We start from the raw sequence: 22,447 nt of genomic DNA, 5'->3' as shown, positions 1-22,447 counted from the left end.
CCCCGAGAAGGCGGGGATCCAGGGCCAAGCAGAGCAACGACTTACGGTTTCCGAAACCCTGGACTCCCGCCTTCGCGGGAGCACGGCGGGATTTGCAGCGAGTGTTGGTCCAACGCTCGAACAGCGCTAGCCAGACGGCAGGGGGTTCACCGGGTTCCGGCATTCACCCTGGTGCCAGCTTCCCGTCAAAGGCGCCCGGTGCCGATCCGCTTCAACCGGCTGCGCCTGCTCGCAGACTTACGCCGCAGCCCCGCGCCGACGACGCAGCAGCAGGCCCGCCATTGCCAGCCCCACAAGCATCAGCGCCCAGGTGCCGGGCTCCGGCACCGGCTTCGGGCCGCCGGGATCGGTCGGGGTCGTCGGCGTATAACCGCCGGTATAGGTACCCAGGTGGAACTCGCCGTTCTGCACCAGGCTGCCGAACACGGCCGATCCCTGGATATAGTTGCCGGTGTTCGCAGCGGCGCCAGGCGCCAGCACCGATCCACCCCAGGCGGTCGTCAGCGACAGGTTCTTCGCGTCCGCGAAGTTCCAGATGACATGTTCGCCGAGACCCTGGGTGCCGCCGAGAAAATTGTCGTTCAGCACGACGTTCGCGCCGCTGACGTTGACGATCGCGGTGTCGGCGCCGTTGAGGTTGAACTGGATCTCGCCGATGCGGTTGAGGTCGTCAGCCGTCAGGTTGAACACCGCGACGCCCTTTGCGTCGGGCTTCGCGTTGAAGGTCGCGCGATTGTTGGCGAAGGTGACGGTGCTGTTCGCCTCCAGCTTCGTCATGCCCTGCGACAGGTCGGTCATGCCGCTGGCGAGCAGGCTCTTCTGCTGCTGCAGCCCTTCGAGGAAACCGGCGTTGGAGGCCAGTCCCGAGTTCACCGTGTTCTGGTTCACGTTGGTGTTGGCGATGCTGCCGCCGACCTGCACCGTCTGCGCTGCGCCGTTCAGATTGAAGCCGCTGCTGACGTTGCCGCCCACCACGGCGCCCGACCCGTTGTTGAGGTTCTTCGCGCCCCCGGTCACGTCGCCCACGACGATCAGGCCGGGCGTGTCATAGGAGGACGGCGGCGGCGTCTTGATCTGGTAGTTCGACGAATTCCCGTCGAGATTGCCGCCGACGAAGGTCCGCCCCTCCACCTCGGAACTGGAGGTCAGGTCCCCCAGCACGATCAGGTTCCATTCCTTCAGCGCGTCGACGCCGACCACCGGCGAGGCGACCGCCGGGAGGGCGAGGGCGGTAGCCGAGAGGGCGGCTGCGAGGAGGCGGGTTCTCATGCCTCCTGCGTACCCGTTTCGCGCGTGCCCTACACGTGAAGAATTGGTTAACCCTGTCCCAAAATGCGCCGGTTCAGCGACCGTCGTAGCGCCGGCGCAGCAATGCCCAGGCCGCGCGCAGGCCATAGGCGTCGCCGCCCTTGGGCCGACCCGGCTTGGGAGACGGCCGCCACGCGAAGGTATCAAGATGCGCCCAGGCGATCTCCCCGGGCACGAACCGCCGGAGGAACAGCGCGGCCGTGATCGCCCCGGCGAAACCGCCTTCGGGTGCATTGACCATGTCGGCGACGCTCGATTTCAGCATGTCGTCGTAGGCGTCCCACAGCGGCAGCCGCCACAGCGGGTCCCCTTCGGCCGTGCCGCAGGCGAGCAGGTCGGCTGCCAGTGCCTCGTCATTGGCGAAGGTCGCGGGCAGGTCCGGACCCAACGCGACGCGCGCGGCACCGGTGAGCGTCGCGAAATCGATCATCAGCTCCGGCTGCGATTCGACGGCGCGGGTGAGCGCATCGCCCAGGATCAGCCGCCCTTCCGCGTCCGTGTTGGTGTTCTCGACCGTGATACCCTTGCGGGTGCGGAGCACGTCGCCGGGCCTGAAGGCGTCGCCGGCGATCGCATTCTCCACCGCGGGCACCAGCAGGTGCAGCCGGACCGGCAACCGCGATTCGATCATCAGCGTGGCAAGCGCCAGCGCATGGGCGGCACCGCCCATGTCCTTCTTCATCAGCGCCATGCCGCTGCCGGGCTTGATGTTCAGCCCGCCCGAATCGAAGCATACGCCCTTGCCGACGATCGCGACGCGCGGATGCGCCGGATTGCCCCATTCGACCTCGATCAGCCGCGGCTCGCGACCCTTGGCGGCGGCCTTTCCTACAGCATGGATCATCGGGTAGCCCCGTTCCAGCTCGGCACCCTTCGTCACCGTCAGCGTGGCGCCATGCGCGCTGGCGAGGCTTGCCGCCTGCGCCTCCAGCTCGGCGGGGCCGAGGTCGTTGGCGCCGGTGTCGACCAGGTCGCGGACCAGCAGCGTGGCCGCCGCCTGTCGCACCACATCGTCGACCCGCGCCGGGTCGCCGGTCAGCAGGATACGAGGGCCTTCGCCACCCTCGTCCTTGCGGTAGCGGGTGAAGCGGTGCTGCGCGACGATCCAGCCGAACGCCGCCGCGCCGGGCTCGCCGCTGTGGAGGCGGTAGCTGCCGGCGGGCAGCACCTCGGCCAGCTTGGCCAGGCACCAGGAGGAGAGTTCGCTTGTGTTCGCCACGACAGCGACCACCGACCAGTCCTCGGCTCCTTCGCCGGGAAGAATGGCGTGGGCAAAGCCCGTCGGCTTCAGCCGCTGCGCGACGATCGCGGCGCGGTGGCGGGGCGGCTGCTGCCCGAGCCACGCGTCGAACCCCTGGGGGTCCACCAGGTGGATGGTGCGGGCAGGTTGGCCGCGATCGGCCTGAAGCAGCGAGGAAAGCTCGGACATGGAGGTGATCTAGGCTTTGGACCGGCCGAGCGAAAGACCTTGCTCCGTTCCGGACACGCTACCGGCTCGCCCGTCTGTTCGCGCTTTGGGCGCGCGGATAGGCAGGCGGCAGTGCCGGCGGGGGGCTGGAGGGGCGAGGGGAGGCTGGTCTGTTCGAAGACGCGCGAAAGCTCGGAAATGCGGCGTTGGAGGCCGATCTCTGCATCATCGGAGCGGGCGCCGCTGGCCTAACCTTAGCCTCACCTTTCGCCGGCACGGGGGTGCGCGTGCTGCTGCTGGAGAGCGGTGGCGAGGGGATCGAGCGGGAGGTGGAGCAGCTCAACGGCAATGCAACGGTCAGCGGGCTTCCCTATCCGCTGCAGGCGTCCCGCCTCCGCTACATCGGCGGGACGACCAATCACTGGTCGGGCCATTGCTACCGCTTCCTCGACCGTGACTTTGCGGCGCGGCCGGGCATCCCCAACACGGGCTGGCCCATCGCCCTTGCCGACCTTGCGGACTATCTGCCGGAGGCGTCGAAACGGGTGCTGTTCCGGGAGGACACCGTCGATTGGTCGCCGGAAGCCTGGCGTCGGCGCCTGGCGACGCAGGGTTGGCCGCTCGACCCGCAGTTGTTCGAAACCCGGCTGACGTTCGTCGCGCCGATCAATCCCCAGACCGGCAACCGCACCTTTGCCCGCTATGCGCCTCCTGTCGCCAAGGCGCCGAACATCCGCTTCCTCCACCACGCCAACGTGACCGAGCTGGTCGGCTCGGCGGATGGCACCAGGATCGAGGAGGCGACGGTTCGCACGCTCACCGGTACCGAGGCGAAGGTCCGCGCCGGCGTGTTCGTTCTGGCCGCGGGCGGGGTCGAGAATGCCCGGGTGCTGCTCGCCTCGCGCCGGCCGTTCGCGGCGGGCCTCGGCAACGCTCACGACCAGGTCGGGCGCTACTTCACGGACCATGTCGTGATCTACCAGGACTTCGCCCGCAATCCGGCCGTGCCGATGGACCGGCTGATGGCGTTCCAGGACTATCCGGGCGATACCCACACCGTCAGCCACTTCCTGCTCACCGACACAGCGCTGAGGCGGGAGCGGATCGACGACGTCTTTCTGCGCGTGACTCCCGTCTACGAGCAGCCTACCGCCGGCGGTGCCGCTGCCAAGCGGCTCCAGGACGGCATCGCCGTCGGAGACGCCGGCAGCATCCGCGGCGAAGACCTTTCTACCGCGCTCGCCCATCCGCTCGACACCGCGGGCTGGGCAGTCGATCGCGGTTATTGCCGGGCGGAGCCCACCCGCTACCGCGTTGCCGCTCGGCTGGAGCCGCGGCCGATCCCCGAGAGCCGCGTGACCCTCACCGATGCGGTGGACGCGCTGGGCATGCCGATCCTCAATCTCCACTGGGCGCTGGCGGACGAGGGCAAGCGCTCGCTCCACCGCAGCCTGATGCTCTTCGGCGAGGAGACCGGCCGGCGCGGGCTCGGCCGGTTGCGCCTGCGCTACGATCCCGATGCGCCGTGGCCGGACTTCCCCGAACTCGACATCGGCTATCATCACACCGGCACGACCCGCATGAGCCACGATCCGCGCCAGGGGGTGGTCGATCGCGACTGCCGCGTGCACGGCGTCGGCAACCTCTATGTCGGGGGAAGCTCGGTGTTCCCGACTGCGGGCAGCGGATCGCCCACGATGATGCTGACCGCCCTCGCGCTACGGCTTTCCGATCATCTCAGACAGGAGCATTTCGCATGAAGCTCTCGCGCCGCGGCTTTGCCGCCGGGGCCGGTGCGCTGCTGGCGGGCGGCGCAGGCCTGGCGTTGCCACCGGTTCGCCGCACCTTGTGCGGCTCGCCGGAGCAGCGCTACCGCCAGGACGCGATGGCGAGTCTCGGCCGCGCCTGCGTGCGCTGTGACCCTGCGCTTTCCCGTGATGCCGTGCGTGCCGACTGGCGCGCACTCGGCAGGCCGGACGACGAGCGATTGGCAGGCTTGGTGACGGCAGACTTTGCGGAGGGCCGGACCCGGCAGGTGGACGGCTGGCTGCTCGCCTCGACAGAGGTGCTGGCCTTCGCCGCCGCGTATCATGGGATCGCCGCATGAAGGCGCTGGGCGGGACCGGCTTGCTGCTGCTGGCGGCACTCTCCGGGTGCCGGGGCGAGAAGCCGCGCGCCGCGCTCCCGCAACCCGCCGCCTTCGCTGCCTGCCAGACCTGCCATCGCACCGAGCCGGGCGCCGCTGCGCTCGGCCCCAGCCTCGCGGGCCTCGCCGACCGGCGCGCGGGGAGCCTCCCCGGCTATGGCTATTCCCCCGCGATGCAGAAGCTGGAGGGCAACTGGGACGAGCCGCGGCTCACCGCGTTCCTGCTCAACCCGAACGGCGTCGTGCCCGGTACCCGCATGGCCTTTGCGGGGCTCGAGAACCGGAAGCAGGCGGCCGAGGTCGCCCGCTATGTGCTCAGTCTCTCAGGAGAATGAAATTCCGATCAGCCACTGCCCCTGTTCCGCGAGTCCGCGGATCAGGGGGCAACAGCGGTTCGCGCGCGGTACTCTGGGCTCCCGCCTGCGCGGGAGCACAAGCAGGAGGAGGGACCCTCTCACTGTCCTTTCGGAGGAAGGTAGGGCCTATGGATCGAAGATGGCCGGGGCGCCGATAGGGCGAACTCGGCGCACCCACCGAATGCCCGCAACGGCGCCGACTTTCGCCGGACGCCGTGGTACTCAGAAGCCAGCCCGCCCTCGGCTCCCTACCGGGGAACCAGCCGCCGTTCAGCGGCTGACCGGCACCCCGTAGAGGTCGTGCTCGTCCGCATCCTCCACCAGCACGGGGACGATGTCGCCTTGTGCGAGATGGCCGGAGTCGCGCAGGAACACCTCGCCGTCGATGCCAGGCGCGTCTGCCTGAGAGCGGCCGGTGGCGCCGCCCTCTTCATCGACGTCGTCGATGATGACGGGGATGGTGCGGCCGACCTTTGCCTGGAGCTTGGCTGCCGAGATCGCCGCGGTCTTCTCCATCAGGCGGGTGTAGCGCTCTTCCTTCACTTCCTCCGGCACCGGGTCCGGAAGCGTGTTGGCAGCCGCACCCTCGACCGGCTCGAAGCGGAAAGCACCGACGCGGTCGAGCTGCGCTTCGTCCAGCCAGTCGAGGAGATACTGGAAGTCCTCCTCGGTCTCGCCGGGGAAGCCGACCACGAAGGACGAGCGGATCGCAATGTCCGGGCAGACCGCACGCCAGCCGCGCAGCCGCTCGAGCACCTTGGCGTCGTTGGCCGGGCGCTTCATCGAGCGGAGCACCTTGGGGCTGGCGTGCTGGAACGGGATGTCGAGGTAGGGGACGATCAGCCCCTGCGCCATCAGCGGGATGACGTGGTCGACGTGCGGGTAGGGATAGACATAGTGCAGCCGCACCCAGACCGGCTGGTCGGGCGTGCCGAGCTTGCCGAGCTCGCGGGCGAGGTCGGTCATGTGCGGGCGAACCTCTTCGCCCTTCCACATCCGCGGCTGGTCGCGGATGTCGATACCGTAGGCAGAGGTGTCCTGGCTGATGACCAGCAACTCGCGCGTGCCTGCGGCCACCAGCTTCTCCGCCTCGCGCAGGATCGCGTCGGGGCGCCGCGAGGCGAGGTCGCCGCGGATCGCCGGGATGATGCAGAAGGAGCAGCGGTGGTTGCAGCCCTCGGAAATCTTCAGATAGCTGTAGTGGCGCGGCGTGAGCTTGAGCCCCGCCTCGGGCACCAGATCGACGAAGGGGGAGGGGATCGGCGGCGCCGCCTCATGCACGGCCTCGACCACTGACTCATACTGATGCGCGCCGGTGATCGCGAGGACGTTGGGGAAGCGGGCGCGAATCGCCGCGGCCTCGTCACCCATGCAGCCGGTGACGATGACGCGGCCGTTCTCGGCGATGGCTTCGCCGATCGCCTCCAGGCTCTCTTCCTTGGCGGAATCGAGGAAGCCGCAGGTGTTGACGAGTACGACGTCTGCGCCGGCATAATCCGGCGACAGCCCGTAGCCGTCGCTACGCAGCTTGGTGAGGATCCGTTCGCTGTCGACGAGGTTCTTCGGACAGCCGAGCGAGACCATCCCCACTTTGGGGGCTTCAGGAAGTCTGGTTGCCATGATCGCCGGGCGACATAGTGATTTCATGCGAAAAAGATAGGGGCAGGAGGGGGTTGCCGGCGCTCAACTTGTCGGCGCGCGAAACACGAACCAGGCGCCCAGCGCGATCAGCGCAAAGCCGATCAGGTGGTTCACCGTGATCTTCTGCCCCAGGTAGAGCACGGAAAAGGCGCAGAAGATCGCCAGCGTGATCACCTCCTGCATCGCCTTGAGCTGGGCGGCCGAATAGACCTGCGCGCCGATGCGATTGGCGGGCACGGCCAGGCAATATTCGAAGAAGGCGATGCCCCAGCTGCCGAGGATGATCAGCAGCATCGGCGCGCTGCGGACCTTCAGATGGCCGTACCAGGCGAAGGTCATGAACAGGTTGGAGCAGACCAGCAGCAGGACCGGCAGCAGCCGGGTCGCGACCTCCGGCATCAGGGCAGCGTCGGCCCGGAGGCCGTTTTCCGGTTCGGGACGATCTCCACGATCAGGTCTCCCGCCTGGAGCGATGCCGCCTCGGTTTCGGCGAAGCTGAAGAAGCGGTCGCCGCGATAGACGCGTACGCCAAGCCCCGTCGAGATCGCCGAGAGCGGCTTTCCGATCTCCTCCGGCCGGACGGGGCGCTCCGACAAGGCGACGGGGCCGCCGATTGAGGCGAGATCGTTGATATAGCCCGCCATATGCGGTCCGCGGCAGGACCCGGCCAGCAGCAATCCGGCAAAGCTGATCGGGTTGATCACGGTCGTGGCGCCCGCTGCCCGCGCCGGCAGTTCGTTGTCCTCTGCCTTGACGATGATGCTGATCGGCACCGTCGGGGCCAGGTGGCGCGCGGTAAGCGTGATCAGGATGGAGGTATCGTCCCGTCCGGCCGCCACGATGATCGTCCGGGCGTTTGCGACGCGCACGTCCTGCAAGACCGTGTCGCGCGTTGCATCCGCCTGGAGGACGGTGCAGCCAAATGCCTCGGCCGCGGCGAGGTTGTCCTGATCGCGGTCCACGACGACGATCCGCTGCGGCATCTCGCCCCGAGCGATCAGTTCGGCGACCGCCTCGGAACCGGTCTTGCCGAAGCCCGCGACGATCACATGGTCTTCCAGATTCTTTTGGATGCGCGCCATCAGCCATCGGTCCCAAGTACGTCGAAGCACGAATTGATAGGTGGTGCCGATGAACAGCAGCACCACGAAGACCCGGATCGGAGTGACGATCAACGCGTCGAACAGGCGGGCGCGCTCGGACACCGGCGCGATATCCCCATAGCCCGTCGTCGTGATGGAGATCATCGTGAAGTAGATGACGTCGAGGAAGCTGACCTCGCCGTCGTAATTGTCCCGCAGCCCGGTGCGGTCGAACCAGTGGACGCTGATGGCGAGCGCGAGCAGCGAGAGAACCGCCACCACCCGCCAGGCGATCTGGGCCCAGACCGGCGTCTGGGACGCTCGCCTGAGCGTTCGGTGGGAGGGTTCGCGCCGGTTCACCGCGCGGGCAGCTTCGACAGCGGATCGACGGGCGCGCGGCCCTGGCGGATCTCAAAGTGCAATTGCGGTCGGGCGGCATAGCCGGTCTCTCCCGAAACCGCGATCTGCTGGCCGCGTTTGACCGACTGCCCCCGCTGCACGAGCAACTCCTTCGCATGCCCATAGACGCTGGTGTAGCGGTCACCGTGCCGGAGGATGACGACGCCGCCAAGGCCTGGGACGCCGCTGCCGGCGTAGGCAACGACGCCGTCCGCCGCCGCGAGGACCGGCGTGCCCAGAGGCACCGCGATCTTGATGCCGTCGTTGCGTTCCCCGCTTTCGCCCGCGCCGAACCGCTTCACGACGGTGCCGCTGGCGGGCCATTGGAACTGGCCGGCCAGGCGCGCGGGCGGGGCCACCGCTGCACTGGGGGGCAGCACGCGGGCGGGCGAAGCGGTCGCTCGGGCGGGCTTGTCCTCCGGCTCGATCGCCGGTTCGCCGCCGGTCAGAATGTCGTCGATGTCGAGGCGGAAGGCAGCGGCCCGTTCGGCGACGCTCATGCCGGCAGTCGCCGCGGCGCCGGGGATCAGGATCCGCTGTCCGGTGCGCAGGATATAGGGGTCCTCCAGGCCGTTAGCGGAGACGATCTTCGACCAGGGCACGCCATAGGCGCGGGCAATGGCGATGCCGGTCTGCCCCTCGCGCACCAGATGGTAGCGGCCGCCCGGAATGGTGAGCTTCTGCCCCGGATAGATGGTGAAGGGCGGGGCGAGACCGTTGGCACGCGCGATCGCTTCCGATCCCGCGCCCGTCTTGTTCGCGATCGCGCGCAGCGTCTCTCCGCGGGTCACGGTGTGGACGTCCTGAGCCACGGTCCGGGCGTCTGCCACGACGCGGTTGACCTCCCACGCGGGCGGCGCGGTCGGCGGCGCAGTGACGCCTTCCGCCTGCGGCTGTGCGCTACCCGTCCGGTCATCCGGCGGCCCCGCCACGGTCTTAGATGGGATCTGCTGCGGCCGGCCGCCGGGAATGCAGGCACTCAGCAGCCCCAGTGCCAGCAAGGGCAGGGCGCGGCAGCAAGCGCGTTGGCCGATCATGCGTTCCCCCTCGATCCCTTGCCTGGCGGGCAAACCGGTTTTCAGCGCGTCGGCGCGAGCGTCTCCAGTCCGCCCAGATAGGGCTGCAGCACGTCCGGCACGCCGACGCTGCCGTCGCCGCGCTGGTAATTCTCCAGCACTGCCACAAGCGTGCGGCCGATGGCCAGGCCGGAGCCGTTGAGCGTGTGGACGAAGCGCGTCGCCTTTTCACCCTCGGGCCGGAAGCGCGCGTTCATCCGGCGCGCCTGGAAATCGGTGCAGGTGGAGCAGCTCGAGATTTCCCGATAGCGATCCTGGCCCGGCAGCCACACTTCCAGGTCATAGGTGCGCCCGGCCGAGAAGCCCATGTCGCCAGTGCACAGCTTCATGCGCCGGAACGGCAGGCCCAGGCGGGTGAGGATGTCCTCGGCCGCGGCGGTCATGCGCTCATGCTCCGCCTCCGACTGCTCGGGCGTGGTGATGGAGACCATCTCCGCCTTTTCGAACTGGTGCTGGCGGATGAAGCCGCGCGTGTCACGACCGGCCGCACCCGCTTCGGAGCGGAAGCAGGCCGTCAGCGCGGTGAAGCGCAGCGGCAGCTCCGTCTCGCTCAGGATCTTGCCGGCGACAATGTTGGTGAGGCTCACCTCGGCGGTCGGGATCAGCCAGCGCCCGTCGGTGGTGCGGAACAGGTCCTCGGCGAACTTGGGCAATTGTCCGGTTCCGAACAACGCCTCGTCGCGGACCAACAGCGGCGGCACGACCTGTTCGAAGCCGTGCGCATCGGAAAGCGTGTCCAGCATGAACTGGCCGAGCGCACGGTGCAGCCGTGCGGCGCCGCCGCGAACCAGCGTGAAGCGGGCCCCGGAAAGCGCCGCGCCGGTTTCGAAGTCGAGGCCGATTGCGGGGCCGATCGCGTCGTGCTCCCGGACGGCGAAGTCGAAGCTCGGGCGCTCGCCGCGCTCGTGCACCAGGGCGTTGTCGTCTTCGTCGGCACCTTCCGGCACGTCGGCCAGGGGAAGGTTGGGGATGGACGCTAGCCGCGCGGTGAGGTCCTCGCCGATCGTGCGCTCCTCTGCTTCCAGAACGGGCAGCCGTTCCTTGAGGATCGCCACCTCCGCCATCAGGGCAGCGGCGGTCTCCTCGTCGCGCTTCGCCTTGGCAGCGCCGATCGCCTTGGACGCTTCGTTGCGACGGGCCTGTCCTTGCTGCAGCTCGGTCACCAGCGCGCGACGGCGCTCATCCAGGGCGACGAGCTCGGCCGATACCGGCGCAAGCCCCCGGCGGGCTAGCGCTGCGTCGAAGGCTGCGGGATCGTCGCGGATCAAACGGATGTCGTGCATGGCCGCGGCTATGGCCGGGCGTTCCGCGCCGTGCAAGCCGCAAGACCAACCGGGGAAACCTGTACGGCGAACGATGCGTTGGGCTGGCAACTGGAACGAGAGGAGACCCTTCCATGCAGATCCCCCACGACGCCTTCGTGCTTGTCGCCGACGGCCGCAAGATGCTGTTCCTGCGCAACGAGGGTGACGCGGTGCAGCCGAACCTGCAGGTCGAGGCCAAGGAAATCCATCCGAATCCCAAGGACAGCGACCAGAAGCGGGATGCGTCCGGAACCGCGTCTTCCACCCAATCCGGCCCCGGCGCCCCCGCGGTCGCCCGCAACGGCTCGATGCATGCCCAGGGTGGCGGCGCGCAGTTTGCGCCTTCGCGCGGCACCTTCGAGGAAACCGACTTCCACCAGCTGGAGGAGGATCGATTTGCCGCAGAGACCGCAGAGATGCTGCGCAAGCGCGCGCTCAGCAACGAGTTCGACAAGCTGATCATCGTTGCGCCGCCCAAGACGCTCGGCGAACTGCGCAAGCATTACCACAAGGAAGTCAGCACCCGCCTGATCGGGGAACTGGACAAGGACCTGACCGGGCATCCGGTGGATCAGATCGAGCGCCTCCTGCTCGACGCCTGACGCGCACGAGCCCCGAAAGAGGAAGGGCCGCGCGAGGCGATCGCGCGGCCTTTTCTATGCGGAGGTTTCGGCCTGCGACTTGCGGGCGAAGCGGCGGCGGCCGACCAGCGCCGCGGCGGCGCCGCCGAACAGCAGCAGCATCGGCGGTGCGGGCACCGGAGCGGGCGGTCCCGGAGGTCCTGGAGGACCGGGCGGATGGCCATGCGAGCTGCCGGAACTGGTCGACGTCGAACTGGACGTCGAGGAGGAGCTCGACGTCGAGGACGAGGTGGACGTGGAGGATCCGCCGCTGCTGGTGGAGGTCGACGATCCGCCGGTGGATGTAGACGTCGAGGATCCGCCGGTGGACGTCGACGTCGAGGATCCGCCGGTCGAGGTCGAGGAGCCTCCGGTCGACGTCGAGGTGGAGGAGCCACCGGTGGAGGTCGACGAGCCCCCCGTAGACGTGGACGAGCCGCCGGTGGAAGTGGAGGATCCCCCTGTCGAAGTTGAGGATCCTCCACTCGAGGTCGAGCCCCCGCTCGAACTGGAACTCGTGGTCGAGGAGATGACGATGCCGCTCGATCCGCCGGTGCCGCCGACGAAGCCACCGCCGCCGAAGAAGCCGCCGCCGCCGTAGAAGCCACCGCCACCGGTGCCGCCGACGACCACAGGACCGCTGCTCCCGCCGCTCGGCGCGATCGGGACCTCGCCGCTCGAACCCACATAGACGGGGGGCGGGACCGACGGTTCCGGCGCCCCGGCGACCGTTACCACGGGCGGCGGACAGGCGGCGGTCGCCACTGCCGGGTTGCGAAGCAGCCGCTTGGTGGGGCGGGGAGTCTCCTGGCGCGCGACTCGCTTCTTCGGGACGATGCGTTTGGTGATGCCGTAGCTGGTCGGATTCTCGGCCACGTGCACGGCGCCGCCTCCGACCAATGCGCCCCCACAGGCGCATGCACAGAGTTTCGCCAAGGCCATACGAACCGACATAGTGCCACTCTTCATCTTTGGCAGGAGTCGCAGCCGTCGGATGACGGCCGCGCTACGCTCGCACGCACCGGGTCCGGCGCACCGTGCGGAGCGAGAGACCATTAACGCATCTATAACCATATAGTGGCGTGCGTTTACAGCCTTCTCGGCGCCGTCCGGGCGCCTGTGTCGTTATGGTACGGACGCGGAAGTGTTCGCACATCGGAACATCTGCAAGCTTCCAAGTCATGATCGGCGGTGTCCAGAATTTCCCCGAAGTCGATCGGGATAAAAGCTAGTGTTCCTGCGGTTTTGTGGCGCTTGTGATGGCTTGTGCTTGTCAGTATAGGCGCGCCAGGCACAGGCGGTTCCCCCGCCAGTACGTTCGGGCGGGAGACCGGGGTGGAGAGTGGGGATGGCAAGTGTATTTGATTTGACCGGGCAATCTGACACACCGCCCGTTGCGGCCAATGACCAGGTCGCCGATGGCTATCGTCCGAGTTCGGACGAGCCGTTCATGAACCTGCGTCAGCAGGCATATTTTCGACAGAAGCTGCTCGCGTGGAAGGAAGCGATCCACCGCGAGGCACAGGGCACGCTTTCCCAGTTGCAGGTGGACTCGCTGCGCGAAGCGGACCTGACGGACCGTGCATCGAGCGAAACCGACTGGTCGATCGAACTGCGCACCCGCGATCGCCAGCGCAAGCTGATCGCAAAGATCGACGCGGCCCTCCGCCGTATCGAAGATGGCGAATATGGCTATTGCGAAGTGACGGGCGAGCCGATCTCGCTGGGCCGGCTGGAAGCGCGACCGATCGCCACAATGACCGTCGAGGCGCAGGAGCGGCACGAGCGGCAGGAGAAGATCTCTCGCGAGGAGTAGACCTCACACCGCCGCACCGTTAACTTTTGGGTAAGGAGTTGCTGGTTGAGGTCTGCCGAAGCACGCGTTCGGAGTAGATAGGATCAGCGAGGATATTTCCCCCGACGGCCAGCACAAGCGCGCCCAGGATCGCGACAGCCTCCTGCTCACTGCCACGCTGCGGCGGGTGGGGCGCGGCGATCCGGTGCCGGTGCGGATCAGAAACCTTTCGGCAGGCGGACTGATGGCAGAGCACGGGCCGGTGCTGCCCGTAGGAGCCGAGGTGGAGATCGACCTGCGGGGCGTTGGCCTGGTACGCGGGACGGTGGCTTGGTCCACCGAAGGGCGCATCGGCGTCGCCTTTGTCGAGGAGATCGACCCGAAGGCTGCACGCAAGCCGGTCACCGTTCGCAAGCCAGAAGCACAACCGCTCAAGCGTCCGCTTTGATCCTGCAGCTTTGGTGAGGTCCCCACGCTCTGCACGCGCTTTGCGGGCGCGGGGGCATGCGGGGGTCGTGGGGCACGGATCTTTCGACCCGCGCCCGCAGGCATCACTGCGCCGTCATCTCTTGCTTGATCTGCAACTTGCGCTTCTTGAGCGTGGCGAGCGTCTCCTGATCCGGGGACGGGCGTCGCGACTCGGCCAGGATCTGGCTGTCGAGCAGTGCGTGCTTCGCCTCAAGCGCGGCGAGATGGCCAGTCTGCATGGATGCAATCCTCTGCTGTTGGGGTTGGGGGAGGAGCATTAGAACACGCGATTCTCCGCTTGTCTCCGCACTCGCCGCGCGCTTTCGACGCGCCGTGCGGAAAGTGCAGACGGAGCGTTGCACCCTTCCTCGACACAGGCAATGGTTAGCGGATGCACGATCCCGAGATCACGACCCAGCTGGAGCACCTGCGCGTGGAGCATCGCGACCTGGATGATGCGATCGCCGCGTTGGTGGTGCAGGCAAGTCCCAACCAGTTGCAGATCGCCCGGCTCAAGCGGCGCAAGCTGCGCCTGCGCGACGAGATTGCGGTCCTGGAAGACCAGCTGATCCCCGACATCATCGCCTGACCGCGGGCGCGTTCCAGAACGGGACCGCATCCTTGTTCTTGATCATATCGCACTGCAACCAGCTGTGGCATCTCCACGGGCCATGGATCGCTTCGCTCCGCCTCCTGCGCTGCATCACCGGCTGATCGGGCCGCTCCACGTCGAGGCGATGCTGCTCGCTGACGAAGCGCGGGCCTATTTCGACCTGACCGGCAAGCGCGACCGCGGCCGACTGGACCCGATCGCGCGGGTCGCCTTCTCCTGCGAATCGCTCAAGCTGACGACGCGGCTGATGCACGTGACCTCCTGGCTGCTGACCCAGCGGGCCCGGGAGGCCGGAGAAGTGGAGGCACGACACGTTCTCACGAGCAACCGCGCGCTCGGGATCGCGCCGGAGACTGCCGAGGATGTGCTCGCGCTGCTTCCGGAGCCGGCCCGTGTGCTGATCGAGGCCAGCATCGACCTTTACCGGCGGGTGGAGCGGTTGGATGCCGCTCAAGGAGCGGATGCTGCAAGCCCCGCGCGCGTCATGCTCGCCAGGCTCTCCGCCAGCTTCTGATCCGGGCCCCGGGCTACAGCAGCCCGGCAACTTGCCCCAGCAGCACGCAGTTCAGCGTGATGACGGCGGCACAGATCGTCCACGCCGCAATCTTCATGACCGGGCCGTTGACGAAGCTGCCCATGCGCCGCCGGTCGCTCGTGATCTGCACCAGCGGATAGACGGCGAACGGAAGCTGAAGGCTGAGCACCACCTGGCTCGCCAGCAGCAGCTGTGCCGTGCCGCTCGCACCATACCAGGTCGCAACCACGGCCGCCGGCACGATCGCGATCAGCCGGGTGATCATCCGCCGCATCCAAACCGGCATCCGCAGGTCCAGGAAACCTTCCATGACGATCTGGCCGGCGAGCGTGCCCGTCAGCGTGGAGTTCTGCCCGGACGCGAGCAGGGCGATGCCGAACAGGATGCTTGCCACGCTCGCGCCCAGCATGGGCGTCAACAGGGCGTAGGCGTCCTGAATCTCGGCAACATCGGTTCGCCCGGCGGTATGGAACGTCGCGGCGGCGAGCACCAGGATCGAGCCATTGATGAAAAGCGCCAGCATGAGCGCCACGGAACTGTCGATGGTGGCGAGCTTCACCGCCTCCTTGCGCCCTTCCAGCGAGCGATCGAAGCGCCGGGTCTGCACGATCGAGGAGTGCAGGTAGAGATTGTGCGGCATCACCGTCGCGCCGAGGATGCCGATGGCGACATAGAGCATGGCCGGGTTGGTGACGATCTCCGGCTTGGGGATCAGCCCGGCGGCGATGCCGGCGAGGCTCGGCTGCGCCAGGAACAGTTCGACCGCAAAGCACCCGGCGATGATGATCAGCAACGCGACGATGAACGCCTCGAGCTTGCGGAAGCCATATTGCTGAAGAAGCAGGATCAGCATGACGTCGACCGCCGTCAGGCAGACGCCGAGCGCAAGCGGAATGCCGAACAGGAGCTGGAGCGCGATCGCGGTGCCGATCACCTCGGCAAGATCGCAGGCGATGATCGCCAGTTCGCAGAGCACCCAGAGCATCCAGCGGACGGGCGTGGAATATTGCTCGCGGCATGCCTGCGCCAGATCGAGCTCGGTCACGATGCCGAGCTTTGCCGACAGCGCCTGCAGCACCATCGCCATGATGTTGGAGATCAGGATGACCGACAGCAGCGTATAGCCAAAGGCCGATCCGCCCGCGAGGTCGGTCGCCCAATTGCCCGGGTCCATATAGCCGACGGCAACGAGGTAGCCTGGGCCCGCGAAGGCGCCCAGTTTCCGCCAGAAGCTGCCGGCGCCTGCAGGCACGCTGATGCTCCGATTGGCGCCGGGGAGGCTGGGTGCCCGGGGTGCGGCGGCACCCCCGGCGAGCGGTGAAGAACTCGCCGGGGGTGGGGTCATTCTGCCATTCTTCCTCGGTATTCGCTGTTTCGCGCGAGCCTCAGAGCGCCGCGCTCGACTTGAGCAGGCCGTTCACACCCTTCGGGAAAAAGCCGCCGCTGGTTGCGACCTTGTTGCCGAGATAGACGATGTTGAGAACCTGCGTTGGGGTACGCGCGAACGCGATCCCCGTTCCGTCAGAAGGCACGATGTTCGACGCATTGTTCACCAGCCGGACGCCTTGATCCGTGTCGCTGCCGGCGCCGTCGAGCGCGTCGCGCGCATTGGAGATCTTGTCGGTGGCGTCCAGCAGCGACGCCATGTTGACGCCCTTGCGGTAGAGGACGGTACGGACGAGCCCCGCGTGATAGGCTTCCGACGCCTGGATGCCGGCCGTCGCGTCGATGTAGCTGGTGGTGCTCAGATACTGGATGGCGCCGCGATAGGCGGTGACGCCCACGTCCTCGAACAGGAATGCCGCGAGCAGGAAGTTTTCGTCGTTCGCGTACGGATCGAACGTCTGTCCCTGCTGGATCAGGCCTGCGGCGACAGCCGCGCTTGCAAAGGCGCTGGTGGCGGACGTGCCGAGGTCGATCGCCGGCTGCGCGATCACCGGAGTGCCGATCGTCCGGCGGAGGAAGGCGACGTGCGCCTGCTCGTCCGCTGCGATCTCGCGCGCATAGCGCGCCACCAGCGGATCGGTGAAGTTCACCTGGCGTCCACCCGTCGCCTCGCCCGCCGTACCGGCGCCCGAGAGAAGGCTCGAGGGCAGGCCCGCACCGGTTGCGGCGAAGGCATAGAACTGCGCCTCGAGATATTCGAGGTTCAGCGCGAAGTTGAGCACGTCGGCTTCGGTGGCCGTCGGCGTCGGCGTCGGCGTTGCGGTTGCCGATCCGGTCGGCGTAGGCGTCGGGGTGGCCGCAGTGGTCACCGTACCCGCGTCGTCGTCATCGTTGCCGCCGCACGCCGACAGCACCGCGGCACCGGCCGCGGCGATGCCGAAGCCGCCTGCATAGCGGAAGAATTCACGGCGCTCGGCGCGACGCTTGTCGCTGGCTTCGAGCACCTGCTGGAGGGGTTCCTGCTGATCCATGGTAAGCTTCCTGCCTGTCGGTGCGTCAGTTGGCGTCGCTGGTCTTGACGGCGCCGTTCACCCCGTTGGGGAAGAAGCCGCCCTTGTCTGCCGCCGCCGCGCTCAAGAAGAGGACGTTCAGCGTCTGCTTGAACGAACGACCCAGCACCAAGCCGTCGTCGTTGGTCGGCACGATGTTGCTCGCGTCGCCCCGGTTGCTGATCCCCTGGTCCAGGTCGCTGCTGCCGTCATAGCCGTCGCGCGCGTTCGACAGTCCGTCGGCGCGCGTGATCAACCCGGGATTGGTCGAGCCCTTGGTATAGAGCGTCGTGCGAACCATGGCGGCGTGATACGCCTCGGTCGACATGATGCCGCTCGCCACCTGAAGCAGGGTGCTGCTCTTGATGAGGGTTGCCGCACCGCGATAGGCGCTGACCCCCAGATCCTCGAACAGGAAGGCCGCGAGAAGGAAGTTCTCGTCGCTGGCATAAGGATTGAAGGTCTCGCCGGTGCCGATGATGCCGGCCGCACGGGCAACCACCGAGAAGGCACTGGTGGCGCTGACGCTCAGGTCGATGGCAGGCTGGGCAACCGCGGAGGTGCCCAGCGCGCTGCGCATGAACTCGACATGGGCGAGCTGGTCCTGCGCGATCTCCCGCGCCATCTGGCCGACGACCTCATCGCTGAAGGTGACTTTCGCGCCACCCGTCACGCTGCCCTGCGTACCCGTACCGGTAAGAAGGGTGCTGGCGATCCCGCTGCCGGTGATCGCCAGGGCGTAGAATTGCGCCTGGAGATACTCGATCTGGAGCAGGAAGTTCAGGATGTCGGCATCGCTGATCCCGCTCGTCGCAGAGGTCGTGGGGGTGGGCGTCGGGGTCGGCGTTGGGCTCGACGAGCCGCCGTCGTCATCGTCGTCGCCGCCACAGGCGCTGACCAACGCCGCACCTGCCGCCGCGACGGTGAAGCCGCCCGCATAGCGCAGGAAATCACGCCGGTCGGCGCGGCGCCGCTCCTGCGTGTCCAGAACCTCGTCCAGCCCCGTGTCGTCGCTCATCAACGCCTCCCAATGAACACGTCGGTCCGCCGTTCTGCGGTGTTGCCGCGCCCAGCTCCCGACGGCACGCTCCGTCCATGCCGATCCGGCAAGGATGGTCCGTGTCCGAACCGCTGCTGTTACCGGCGATTGCGTCGATTACCAACTGTCTTTCGGCAGGATGCCAAACGCGAGCCACTACAGGCTGGGTCGCCTCGACGAGCGATGTCGTGACTGAAGGGGGGGCAGGATAGGTCCCGCTATCCAACACGCACACCTATCCTGCCGTCAGAATGTCATGTTTCTGAGGAGGAAGGTGGTGGACGCACTTGGGCTCGAACCAAGGACCCGCTGATTAAGAGTCAGCTGCTCTACCAACTGAGCTATGCGTCCGTCGCCTTTGGCGAGGGCGGTGGGCTAGGCCCGCCGCGTTGGAGGCGGCCAACTAGCAACGTCCCCCAAGCCTGCCAACCCCAAAAATGCAGTGCAGCGAAGTTTTTTCACCAGCGCTGCTGATCGCGGTTGCTCCGGTCGATCGACATCAGAATGCCGAGCGATAGCAGCACCGTCATCTGGGCCGATCCGCCATAGCTGACGAGCGGCAGGGGAATGCCCACCACGGGGGCCAAGCCCATCACCATCATGAGGTTGATCGCCACATAGAAGAAGATGGTCGTGGCGAGTCCGGCCGCGGCGAGGCGGGCGAAGCGGGTGTTCGAGCGCACGCCCACGTTCACGCCCCAGCGGATGACCAGCAAGAACGCCAGGATCAGCAGCACGCCGCCGATCAGGCCCCATTCCTCGGCCATCGTGGCGAAGACGAAGTCGGTGTGACCTTCGGGGAGGTAGTCGAGGTGGCTCTGGGTGCCTTGAAGGAAGCCCTTGCCGAAGATGCCGCCGGAGCCGATCGCGATTTTGGACTGGCTGATATGATAGCCAGCGCCGAGCGGGTCGCTCTCCGGATCCAGGAAGATCAACACCCGGTTGCGCTGATAGTCGTGCAGCAGGAAGTTGAACGCCACGGGCACGATCACGACGAACGCCAGCGCGCCGCCGATGAACAGTCGCAGCGGTAACCCTGCCAGAAACATGACCGTCAGGCCGCCCGCGGTGATCATCAGCGCGGTTCCGAGGTCGGGCTGCAGCATCACCAGCGCGGCGGGCACGCCGATCAGCGCGAGCGCAGGCCAGATCGCACCGAAGCGCCGGATCTCGGAAGGCGGCAGAAGGTCGTAGAAGCGCGCAAGGGCCAGGACGATGGCAGGCTTCATCAGTTCGGAAGGCTGGAGCCGGATGATGCCGATGTCGAGCCATCGCTGGCTCCCGCCGCGCACCGCCCCCAGCAGTTCCACCAGCAGGAGCAGGACGACGATCACCGCATAGGCGGGAAGGGCGCCTTGTTGCCACACCGAGAGGCGGACGCGCGAAATCACCACCGCCGCGGCGACGAAGACCAGGAAGCGGATGCCCTGGCGGAGCGCCCACGGATTGATGCTGCCGCCGGCGGCGGAGAACAGCACCACCAGCCCGAATCCGCCGATCGCCAGCACCAGCACGAGCATCCGCCACGGCAGCTGGGCGAGCGCCGACGGAACGAGGCCGAGGCCGATGCCGGAGTTCTTGATGCGCTTCATTCGGGCCGCTTCACTCCGGGCTACGGCTGGTGTTGGACTGGGCGACGTCGCCTTCGGGCACGGCCTGGTTGGCGATCGCCGCGTCGACGGCGTTGCCGACCGCCTCCGGCGTGTCGACCGTCGCGGGGGCGGGCGCCACCTGCGCAGCGGCGTTGGCAGCCTGGAAGGCGGCGGCTTCCGCCCGCATGCGCGTGGCGATGTCGCCGCCCCAGGTCGGCTCGAACTCCGCCAGCGACTTCATCGCCCGCTCCTTGTCATAGAGATAGGTGAAGATGTCGCGGGCGATGATCGGGGTGTCGAGGTTCCGGATCAGGTGGGCGTTGTGCTCCAGCACGATGCCGGCCGCGTAGCGCGGGTTGTCCGCCGACGAGAAGCAGATGAACAGCGCGTGGTCGCGCAGCTTGAACGGCAGCTGGGCATTGCTGACCACGCCGGAGCGGCGCTCTGCCATGGTGATTCGGCGCACCTGGGCGCTGCCCGTCTTGCCGGCGATGGTGACGCCCGGCACCTGCATCCGCGCCGCGCCGCCGGTACCACCGTCGTTGACCACGGCGAACATCGAATCCCGAACGATCGCCATCTGCTCGGGCGTTGCCGAGAGCAGCGGTGCGGTGGGAGCGCGGCCGTTCAGCAGCAGCCGGGGCTGAAGCGCGCGGCCCGAGGCCAGCCTGGACGCCATCACCGCCAACTGGAGCGGGTTGGCGAGCACGTACCCCTGGCCGATCGACGCGTTCAGCGAATCCGCCACCGTCCAGGGCTTGCCATATTTCTTCAGTTTCCACGCCGAATCCGGCATGGTCCCGTAGCGCTGGGAGGAAAACGGCAGGTCGAAGGTCTGGCCGAGCCCAAGCGAGCGGGCGACCTTGGCGAACATGTCGTAGCCGAACCGGCGCGCCATCTCGTAGAAGTAGATGTCGCAGCTCTGCGCCACTGCGCGGCGCATGTTGGTGGGGCCATGACCGCCGCGCTTGTGGCAGTGGAAGACGCCGGTACCGACGCGCATCGCGCCTGAACAAAACACTGTCTCCTGCGGGTGCACGCCCGCTTGCAACAGGGCCAGCGCGTTCATCGGCTTGACCGTCGAGCCGGGGGGATACAGCCCCTGAAGCACCTTGTTCATCAAGGGGATGTGGTCGTCTTCCGACAGCATCTTCCATTCGAGGCGGCCGATGCCGTCGGAGAAGCTGTTCGGATCATAGGCCGGCATCGACACCATCGCCAGGATGTCCCCGGTCAGACAGTCGATGACGACCGCGGCGCCAGAATTCGTGCCCAGGCGGCGGGCCGCATATTCCTGCAGTCCCGCGTCGATCGTCAGGCGGACGGTCTGGCCGGGGCGGTCCGGACGGGTGGCGAGTTCGCGCACCGGCTCGCCGCGGGCGGTGACCTCCACCCGCTTTTCTCCCGGCACCCCGCGGAGCCGAACTTCCAGCGTCTTTTCAAGGCCATCCTTGCCAAGCTTGAAGCCCGGTGTGATGAGCAGGCGGTCCTTGGTCTCCTGATACTGCTCGGCCGACGCGGCTCCCACATAGCCCGTCAGGTGGGCAACGGCCGCTCCCATGGGGTAGTTGCGCGAGAAGCCGCGCGCCGGGACGACCCCCGGAAGGTCGGGCAGGCGAACGCTGAGCGCGGCATAGCGCTCCCAGGGCAGGTTCTCGGCGACCTGAACCGGCTGCAGCCCGCGGCTGCGCTTCAGGTCAGTCTCGATCCGCTCCATGTCTTCGGCGGGCAGCGCGAGCAGATCCCGCAGCACCCCCAGAACGCGGGCAGGATTCTCCAGCCGGTCCGGGATGATGTCGACGCGGAAATCGGTGCGGTTGTTGGCGATCGGCGCGCCGTTGCGGTCGACGATCCAGCCACGGCGCGGCGGCACCAGCGTCATGTTGACGCGGTTGCTTTCCGCCATCAGTTCGTAATGTTCGTTCTCGGCGACGGCGAGCCACGCCATCCGCCCGGCGAGCAGCAGGCCCATGCCGCCCTGCATCGCCCCCAGCGCAAAGGCGCGGCGGGAAAAGGTGAAGGCCTGGGTCGCCTCGGTAACCACCCGCGACGGGCGGCTCATCTGCCCGCGCTCCGGCGATATTGCCAGGCGCAGAGGCGGGTCATCGCGGGGAAGAGCAGCCCGGAAAGAGCCGTCTGGATGAGCAAGGGGCCGTCCACATAGGCCGAAAGCATGCCGGCAAAGACCCGGCCAAGCGCCAGGCAAAGCGCCACCGCCGCGGTTGCGATCAGCCAGTCCTGCCAGAAGTCCCGCTGGACGAGGCGGGTGTCGAGTACGTCGAGGGCGATGAGGCACAGCGACCAGAGCAGCATCGCGCTGCCGAGCGGCTGGCCGCTCACGAGATCGTCGAACAGGCCCAGGGGTGCGGCCGCCCAGGCCGGCAAGGCATTCGATCGAAACAGCCGCCACGCGAGCAGGGCCAGCAGCCCGAACGGGGGCAGGAACGGGATGGTCGCGATGATCGGCACGATGGTGATCAGCGATCCGATCAGCACCATCACCACGGCTGGACGCCAATGGCGATAGGGCGGTTCGGGTACCGCAAGCTCGATCGGCACGGGCGTGCTCATGGAGCGGCGTCCGGGGCGGGGGCGGGGGGCGACGACGAAGCCGGCGGTGGAGGTGACCA

23 protein-coding genes and 1 tRNA gene are annotated in these 22,447 nt (G+C 67.6%); 9 read left to right on the top strand and 15 right to left on the bottom strand.

All coding sequences use genetic code 11. From position 1 onward, the window contains the following. Positions 1–237 precede the first annotated feature (237 nt). Positions 238–1,269 (bottom strand): choice-of-anchor A family protein, encoded by a 1,032-nt coding sequence (locus MHZ35_RS12510; protein ID WP_239435961.1) that lies wholly within the window; start codon positions 1,267–1,269, stop codon positions 238–240. A gap of 73 nt (positions 1,270–1,342) precedes the next feature. Next, a complete protein-coding gene (locus MHZ35_RS12505; protein ID WP_239435960.1) occupies positions 1,343–2,737 on the bottom strand; it encodes a leucyl aminopeptidase family protein in 1,395 nt (464 codons plus the stop codon). Between the two features lie 260 nt (positions 2,738–2,997). On the opposite strand from MHZ35_RS12505, the gene MHZ35_RS12500 reads away from it, so the two are divergent. From MHZ35_RS12500 to MHZ35_RS12490, 3 genes are read left to right on the top strand one after another with little or no spacing between them, the layout of a single operon-like run. Beyond that, entirely contained in the window at positions 2,998–4,476 is a 1,479-nt protein-coding gene (locus tag MHZ35_RS12500) for a GMC oxidoreductase (protein ID WP_239435959.1), read from the top strand. Next, the gene (locus MHZ35_RS12495) at positions 4,473–4,823 is read left to right on the top strand and encodes a hypothetical protein (protein ID WP_239435958.1); all 351 of its coding nucleotides are present in this window, start codon (positions 4,473–4,475) and stop codon (positions 4,821–4,823) included. The genes MHZ35_RS12500 and MHZ35_RS12495 overlap by 4 nt, the downstream gene beginning before the upstream one ends. After that, entirely contained in the window at positions 4,820–5,197 is a 378-nt protein-coding gene (locus MHZ35_RS12490) for a c-type cytochrome (RefSeq protein WP_239435957.1), read from the top strand. The genes MHZ35_RS12495 and MHZ35_RS12490 overlap by 4 nt, the downstream gene beginning before the upstream one ends. 291 nt (positions 5,198–5,488) lie before the next feature. On the opposite strand, the gene rimO is transcribed toward MHZ35_RS12490, so the two are convergent. The 5 genes from rimO to serS form a co-directional block, all read right to left on the bottom strand. Then, positions 5,489–6,838, bottom strand: a complete 1,350-nt coding sequence (gene rimO, locus MHZ35_RS12485) for a 30S ribosomal protein S12 methylthiotransferase RimO (RefSeq protein WP_239435956.1) — start codon at positions 6,836–6,838, stop codon at positions 5,489–5,491. A gap of 63 nt (positions 6,839–6,901) precedes the next feature. Next, a complete protein-coding gene (locus MHZ35_RS12480) occupies positions 6,902–7,258 on the bottom strand; it encodes a DMT family protein (RefSeq protein WP_239435955.1) in 357 nt (118 codons plus the stop codon). After that, positions 7,258–8,301: a potassium channel family protein gene (locus MHZ35_RS12475; protein WP_239435954.1), complete on the bottom strand. Its 1,044-nt coding sequence runs from the start codon at positions 8,299–8,301 to the stop codon at positions 7,258–7,260. Before MHZ35_RS12475 ends, MHZ35_RS12480 begins: the two co-directional genes overlap by 1 nt. Continuing rightward, entirely contained in the window at positions 8,298–9,377 is a 1,080-nt protein-coding gene (locus MHZ35_RS12470; RefSeq protein WP_239435953.1) for a peptidoglycan DD-metalloendopeptidase family protein, read from the bottom strand. Before MHZ35_RS12470 ends, MHZ35_RS12475 begins: the two co-directional genes overlap by 4 nt. A gap of 41 nt (positions 9,378–9,418) precedes the next feature. Further along, the gene (gene serS, locus MHZ35_RS12465) at positions 9,419–10,699 is read right to left on the bottom strand and encodes a serine--tRNA ligase (protein ID WP_239435952.1); all 1,281 of its coding nucleotides are present in this window, start codon (positions 10,697–10,699) and stop codon (positions 9,419–9,421) included. 113 nt (positions 10,700–10,812) lie between these two features. Between serS and MHZ35_RS12460 the strand changes: the two genes are divergently transcribed. From MHZ35_RS12460 to MHZ35_RS12445, 4 genes are all read left to right on the top strand, one after another. Continuing rightward, positions 10,813–11,322, top strand: coding sequence for a host attachment family protein (locus MHZ35_RS12460; protein WP_239435951.1), 510 nt, complete (start codon positions 10,813–10,815; stop codon positions 11,320–11,322). Between the two features lie 79 nt (positions 11,323–11,401). Beyond that, positions 11,402–11,941: a hypothetical protein gene (locus MHZ35_RS12455; protein ID WP_239435950.1), complete on the top strand. Its 540-nt coding sequence runs from the start codon at positions 11,402–11,404 to the stop codon at positions 11,939–11,941. 747 nt (positions 11,942–12,688) lie between these two features. After that, positions 12,689–13,156, top strand: a complete 468-nt coding sequence (gene dksA, locus MHZ35_RS12450) for an RNA polymerase-binding protein DksA (protein ID WP_125960506.1) — start codon at positions 12,689–12,691, stop codon at positions 13,154–13,156. A gap of 52 nt (positions 13,157–13,208) precedes the next feature. Continuing rightward, on the top strand, positions 13,209–13,583 hold the full coding sequence (locus MHZ35_RS12445) for a PilZ domain-containing protein (RefSeq protein ID WP_274611244.1): 375 nt from the start codon (positions 13,209–13,211) through the stop codon (positions 13,581–13,583). A 103-nt stretch (positions 13,584–13,686) separates the two neighbouring features. On the opposite strand, the gene MHZ35_RS12440 is transcribed toward MHZ35_RS12445, so the two are convergent. After that, positions 13,687–13,842, bottom strand: a complete 156-nt coding sequence (locus tag MHZ35_RS12440) for a YdcH family protein (protein ID WP_125960504.1) — start codon at positions 13,840–13,842, stop codon at positions 13,687–13,689. A 152-nt stretch (positions 13,843–13,994) separates the two neighbouring features. Between MHZ35_RS12440 and MHZ35_RS12435 the strand changes: the two genes are divergently transcribed. Together MHZ35_RS12435 and MHZ35_RS12430 are read left to right on the top strand one after the other, a co-directional pair. Further along, a complete protein-coding gene (locus MHZ35_RS12435) occupies positions 13,995–14,192 on the top strand; it encodes a YdcH family protein (protein WP_239435948.1) in 198 nt (65 codons plus the stop codon). An 82-nt stretch (positions 14,193–14,274) separates the two neighbouring features. Further along, positions 14,275–14,730, top strand: a complete 456-nt coding sequence (locus MHZ35_RS12430; protein ID WP_239435947.1) for a DUF1465 family protein — start codon at positions 14,275–14,277, stop codon at positions 14,728–14,730. A 13-nt stretch (positions 14,731–14,743) separates the two neighbouring features. Here the strand turns inward: MHZ35_RS12430 and MHZ35_RS12425 are convergent, their stop codons facing one another. The 7 genes from MHZ35_RS12425 to mreD all read right to left on the bottom strand — a co-directional run bounded on the left by MHZ35_RS12425 (position 14,744) and on the right by mreD (position 22,388). Beyond that, complete coding sequence (locus MHZ35_RS12425) at positions 14,744–16,096, bottom strand: Nramp family divalent metal transporter (protein WP_239435946.1); 1,353 nt, start codon at positions 16,094–16,096, stop codon at positions 14,744–14,746. Between the two features lie 40 nt (positions 16,097–16,136). Further along, positions 16,137–17,168 carry a ferritin-like domain-containing protein gene (locus MHZ35_RS12420; RefSeq protein WP_239435945.1) on the bottom strand — a complete coding sequence of 344 codons (1,032 nt, stop codon included), beginning with the start codon at positions 17,166–17,168 and terminating at the stop codon, positions 16,137–16,139. Between the two features lie 25 nt (positions 17,169–17,193). After that, complete coding sequence (locus tag MHZ35_RS12415; RefSeq protein WP_239435944.1) at positions 17,194–18,204, bottom strand: ferritin-like domain-containing protein; 1,011 nt, start codon at positions 18,202–18,204, stop codon at positions 17,194–17,196. Between the two features lie 296 nt (positions 18,205–18,500). Continuing rightward, positions 18,501–18,576: transfer RNA gene (locus tag MHZ35_RS12410), tRNA-Lys, on the bottom strand. Between the two features lie 107 nt (positions 18,577–18,683). Further along, the gene (rodA, locus tag MHZ35_RS12405) at positions 18,684–19,817 is read right to left on the bottom strand and encodes a rod shape-determining protein RodA (protein WP_239435943.1); all 1,134 of its coding nucleotides are present in this window, start codon (positions 19,815–19,817) and stop codon (positions 18,684–18,686) included. A 10-nt stretch (positions 19,818–19,827) separates the two neighbouring features. Beyond that, on the bottom strand, positions 19,828–21,879 hold the full coding sequence (gene mrdA, locus MHZ35_RS12400; protein WP_239435942.1) for a penicillin-binding protein 2: 2,052 nt from the start codon (positions 21,877–21,879) through the stop codon (positions 19,828–19,830). Further along, on the bottom strand, positions 21,876–22,388 hold the full coding sequence (gene mreD / locus MHZ35_RS12395) for a rod shape-determining protein MreD (protein ID WP_446741049.1): 513 nt from the start codon (positions 22,386–22,388) through the stop codon (positions 21,876–21,878). The genes mrdA and mreD overlap by 4 nt, the downstream gene beginning before the upstream one ends. Between the last annotated feature and the right edge of the window lie 59 nt (positions 22,389–22,447).

The sequence above is a fragment of the Sphingomonas sp. ACRSK genome (assembly GCF_022346685.1).
GTDB classification, from domain to species: domain Bacteria; phylum Pseudomonadota; class Alphaproteobacteria; order Sphingomonadales; family Sphingomonadaceae; genus Sphingomonas; species Sphingomonas molluscorum.
Note: the sequence above shows the minus strand (reverse complement) of the source record. Positions and strands in the feature narration are given on the sequence as shown.

What these genes read in the sequence shown, in the direction of transcription:
- MHZ35_RS12510 (WP_239435961.1), bottom strand. Translation starts at nt 1,269, where the DNA reads ATGAGAACCCGCCTCCTCGCAGCCGCCCTCTCGGCTACCGCCCTCGCC.
- MHZ35_RS12505 (WP_239435960.1), bottom strand. Translation starts at nt 2,737, where the DNA reads ATGTCCGAGCTTTCCTCGCTGCTTCAGGCCGATCGCGGCCAACCTGCC.
- MHZ35_RS12495 (WP_239435958.1), top strand. Translation starts at nt 4,473, where the DNA reads ATGAAGCTCTCGCGCCGCGGCTTTGCCGCCGGGGCCGGTGCGCTGCTG.
- MHZ35_RS12490 (WP_239435957.1), top strand. Translation starts at nt 4,820, where the DNA reads ATGAAGGCGCTGGGCGGGACCGGCTTGCTGCTGCTGGCGGCACTCTCC.
- rimO (WP_239435956.1), bottom strand. Translation starts at nt 6,838, where the DNA reads ATGGCAACCAGACTTCCTGAAGCCCCCAAAGTGGGGATGGTCTCGCTC.
- MHZ35_RS12480 (WP_239435955.1), bottom strand. Translation starts at nt 7,258, where the DNA reads ATGCCGGAGGTCGCGACCCGGCTGCTGCCGGTCCTGCTGCTGGTCTGC.
- MHZ35_RS12470 (WP_239435953.1), bottom strand. Translation starts at nt 9,377, where the DNA reads ATGATCGGCCAACGCGCTTGCTGCCGCGCCCTGCCCTTGCTGGCACTG.
- serS (WP_239435952.1), bottom strand. Translation starts at nt 10,699, where the DNA reads ATGCACGACATCCGTTTGATCCGCGACGATCCCGCAGCCTTCGACGCA.
- MHZ35_RS12460 (WP_239435951.1), top strand. Translation starts at nt 10,813, where the DNA reads ATGCAGATCCCCCACGACGCCTTCGTGCTTGTCGCCGACGGCCGCAAG.
- dksA (WP_125960506.1), top strand. Translation starts at nt 12,689, where the DNA reads ATGGCAAGTGTATTTGATTTGACCGGGCAATCTGACACACCGCCCGTT.
- MHZ35_RS12440 (WP_125960504.1), bottom strand. Translation starts at nt 13,842, where the DNA reads ATGCAGACTGGCCATCTCGCCGCGCTTGAGGCGAAGCACGCACTGCTC.
- MHZ35_RS12435 (WP_239435948.1), top strand. Translation starts at nt 13,995, where the DNA reads ATGCACGATCCCGAGATCACGACCCAGCTGGAGCACCTGCGCGTGGAG.
- MHZ35_RS12430 (WP_239435947.1), top strand. Translation starts at nt 14,275, where the DNA reads ATGGATCGCTTCGCTCCGCCTCCTGCGCTGCATCACCGGCTGATCGGG.
- MHZ35_RS12425 (WP_239435946.1), bottom strand. Translation starts at nt 16,096, where the DNA reads ATGACCCCACCCCCGGCGAGTTCTTCACCGCTCGCCGGGGGTGCCGCC.
- MHZ35_RS12420 (WP_239435945.1), bottom strand. Translation starts at nt 17,168, where the DNA reads ATGGATCAGCAGGAACCCCTCCAGCAGGTGCTCGAAGCCAGCGACAAG.
- MHZ35_RS12415 (WP_239435944.1), bottom strand. Translation starts at nt 18,204, where the DNA reads ATGAGCGACGACACGGGGCTGGACGAGGTTCTGGACACGCAGGAGCGG.
- rodA (WP_239435943.1), bottom strand. Translation starts at nt 19,817, where the DNA reads ATGAAGCGCATCAAGAACTCCGGCATCGGCCTCGGCCTCGTTCCGTCG.
- mrdA (WP_239435942.1), bottom strand. Translation starts at nt 21,879, where the DNA reads ATGAGCCGCCCGTCGCGGGTGGTTACCGAGGCGACCCAGGCCTTCACC.
- mreD (WP_446741049.1), bottom strand. Translation starts at nt 22,388, where the DNA reads ATGAGCACGCCCGTGCCGATCGAGCTTGCGGTACCCGAACCGCCCTAT.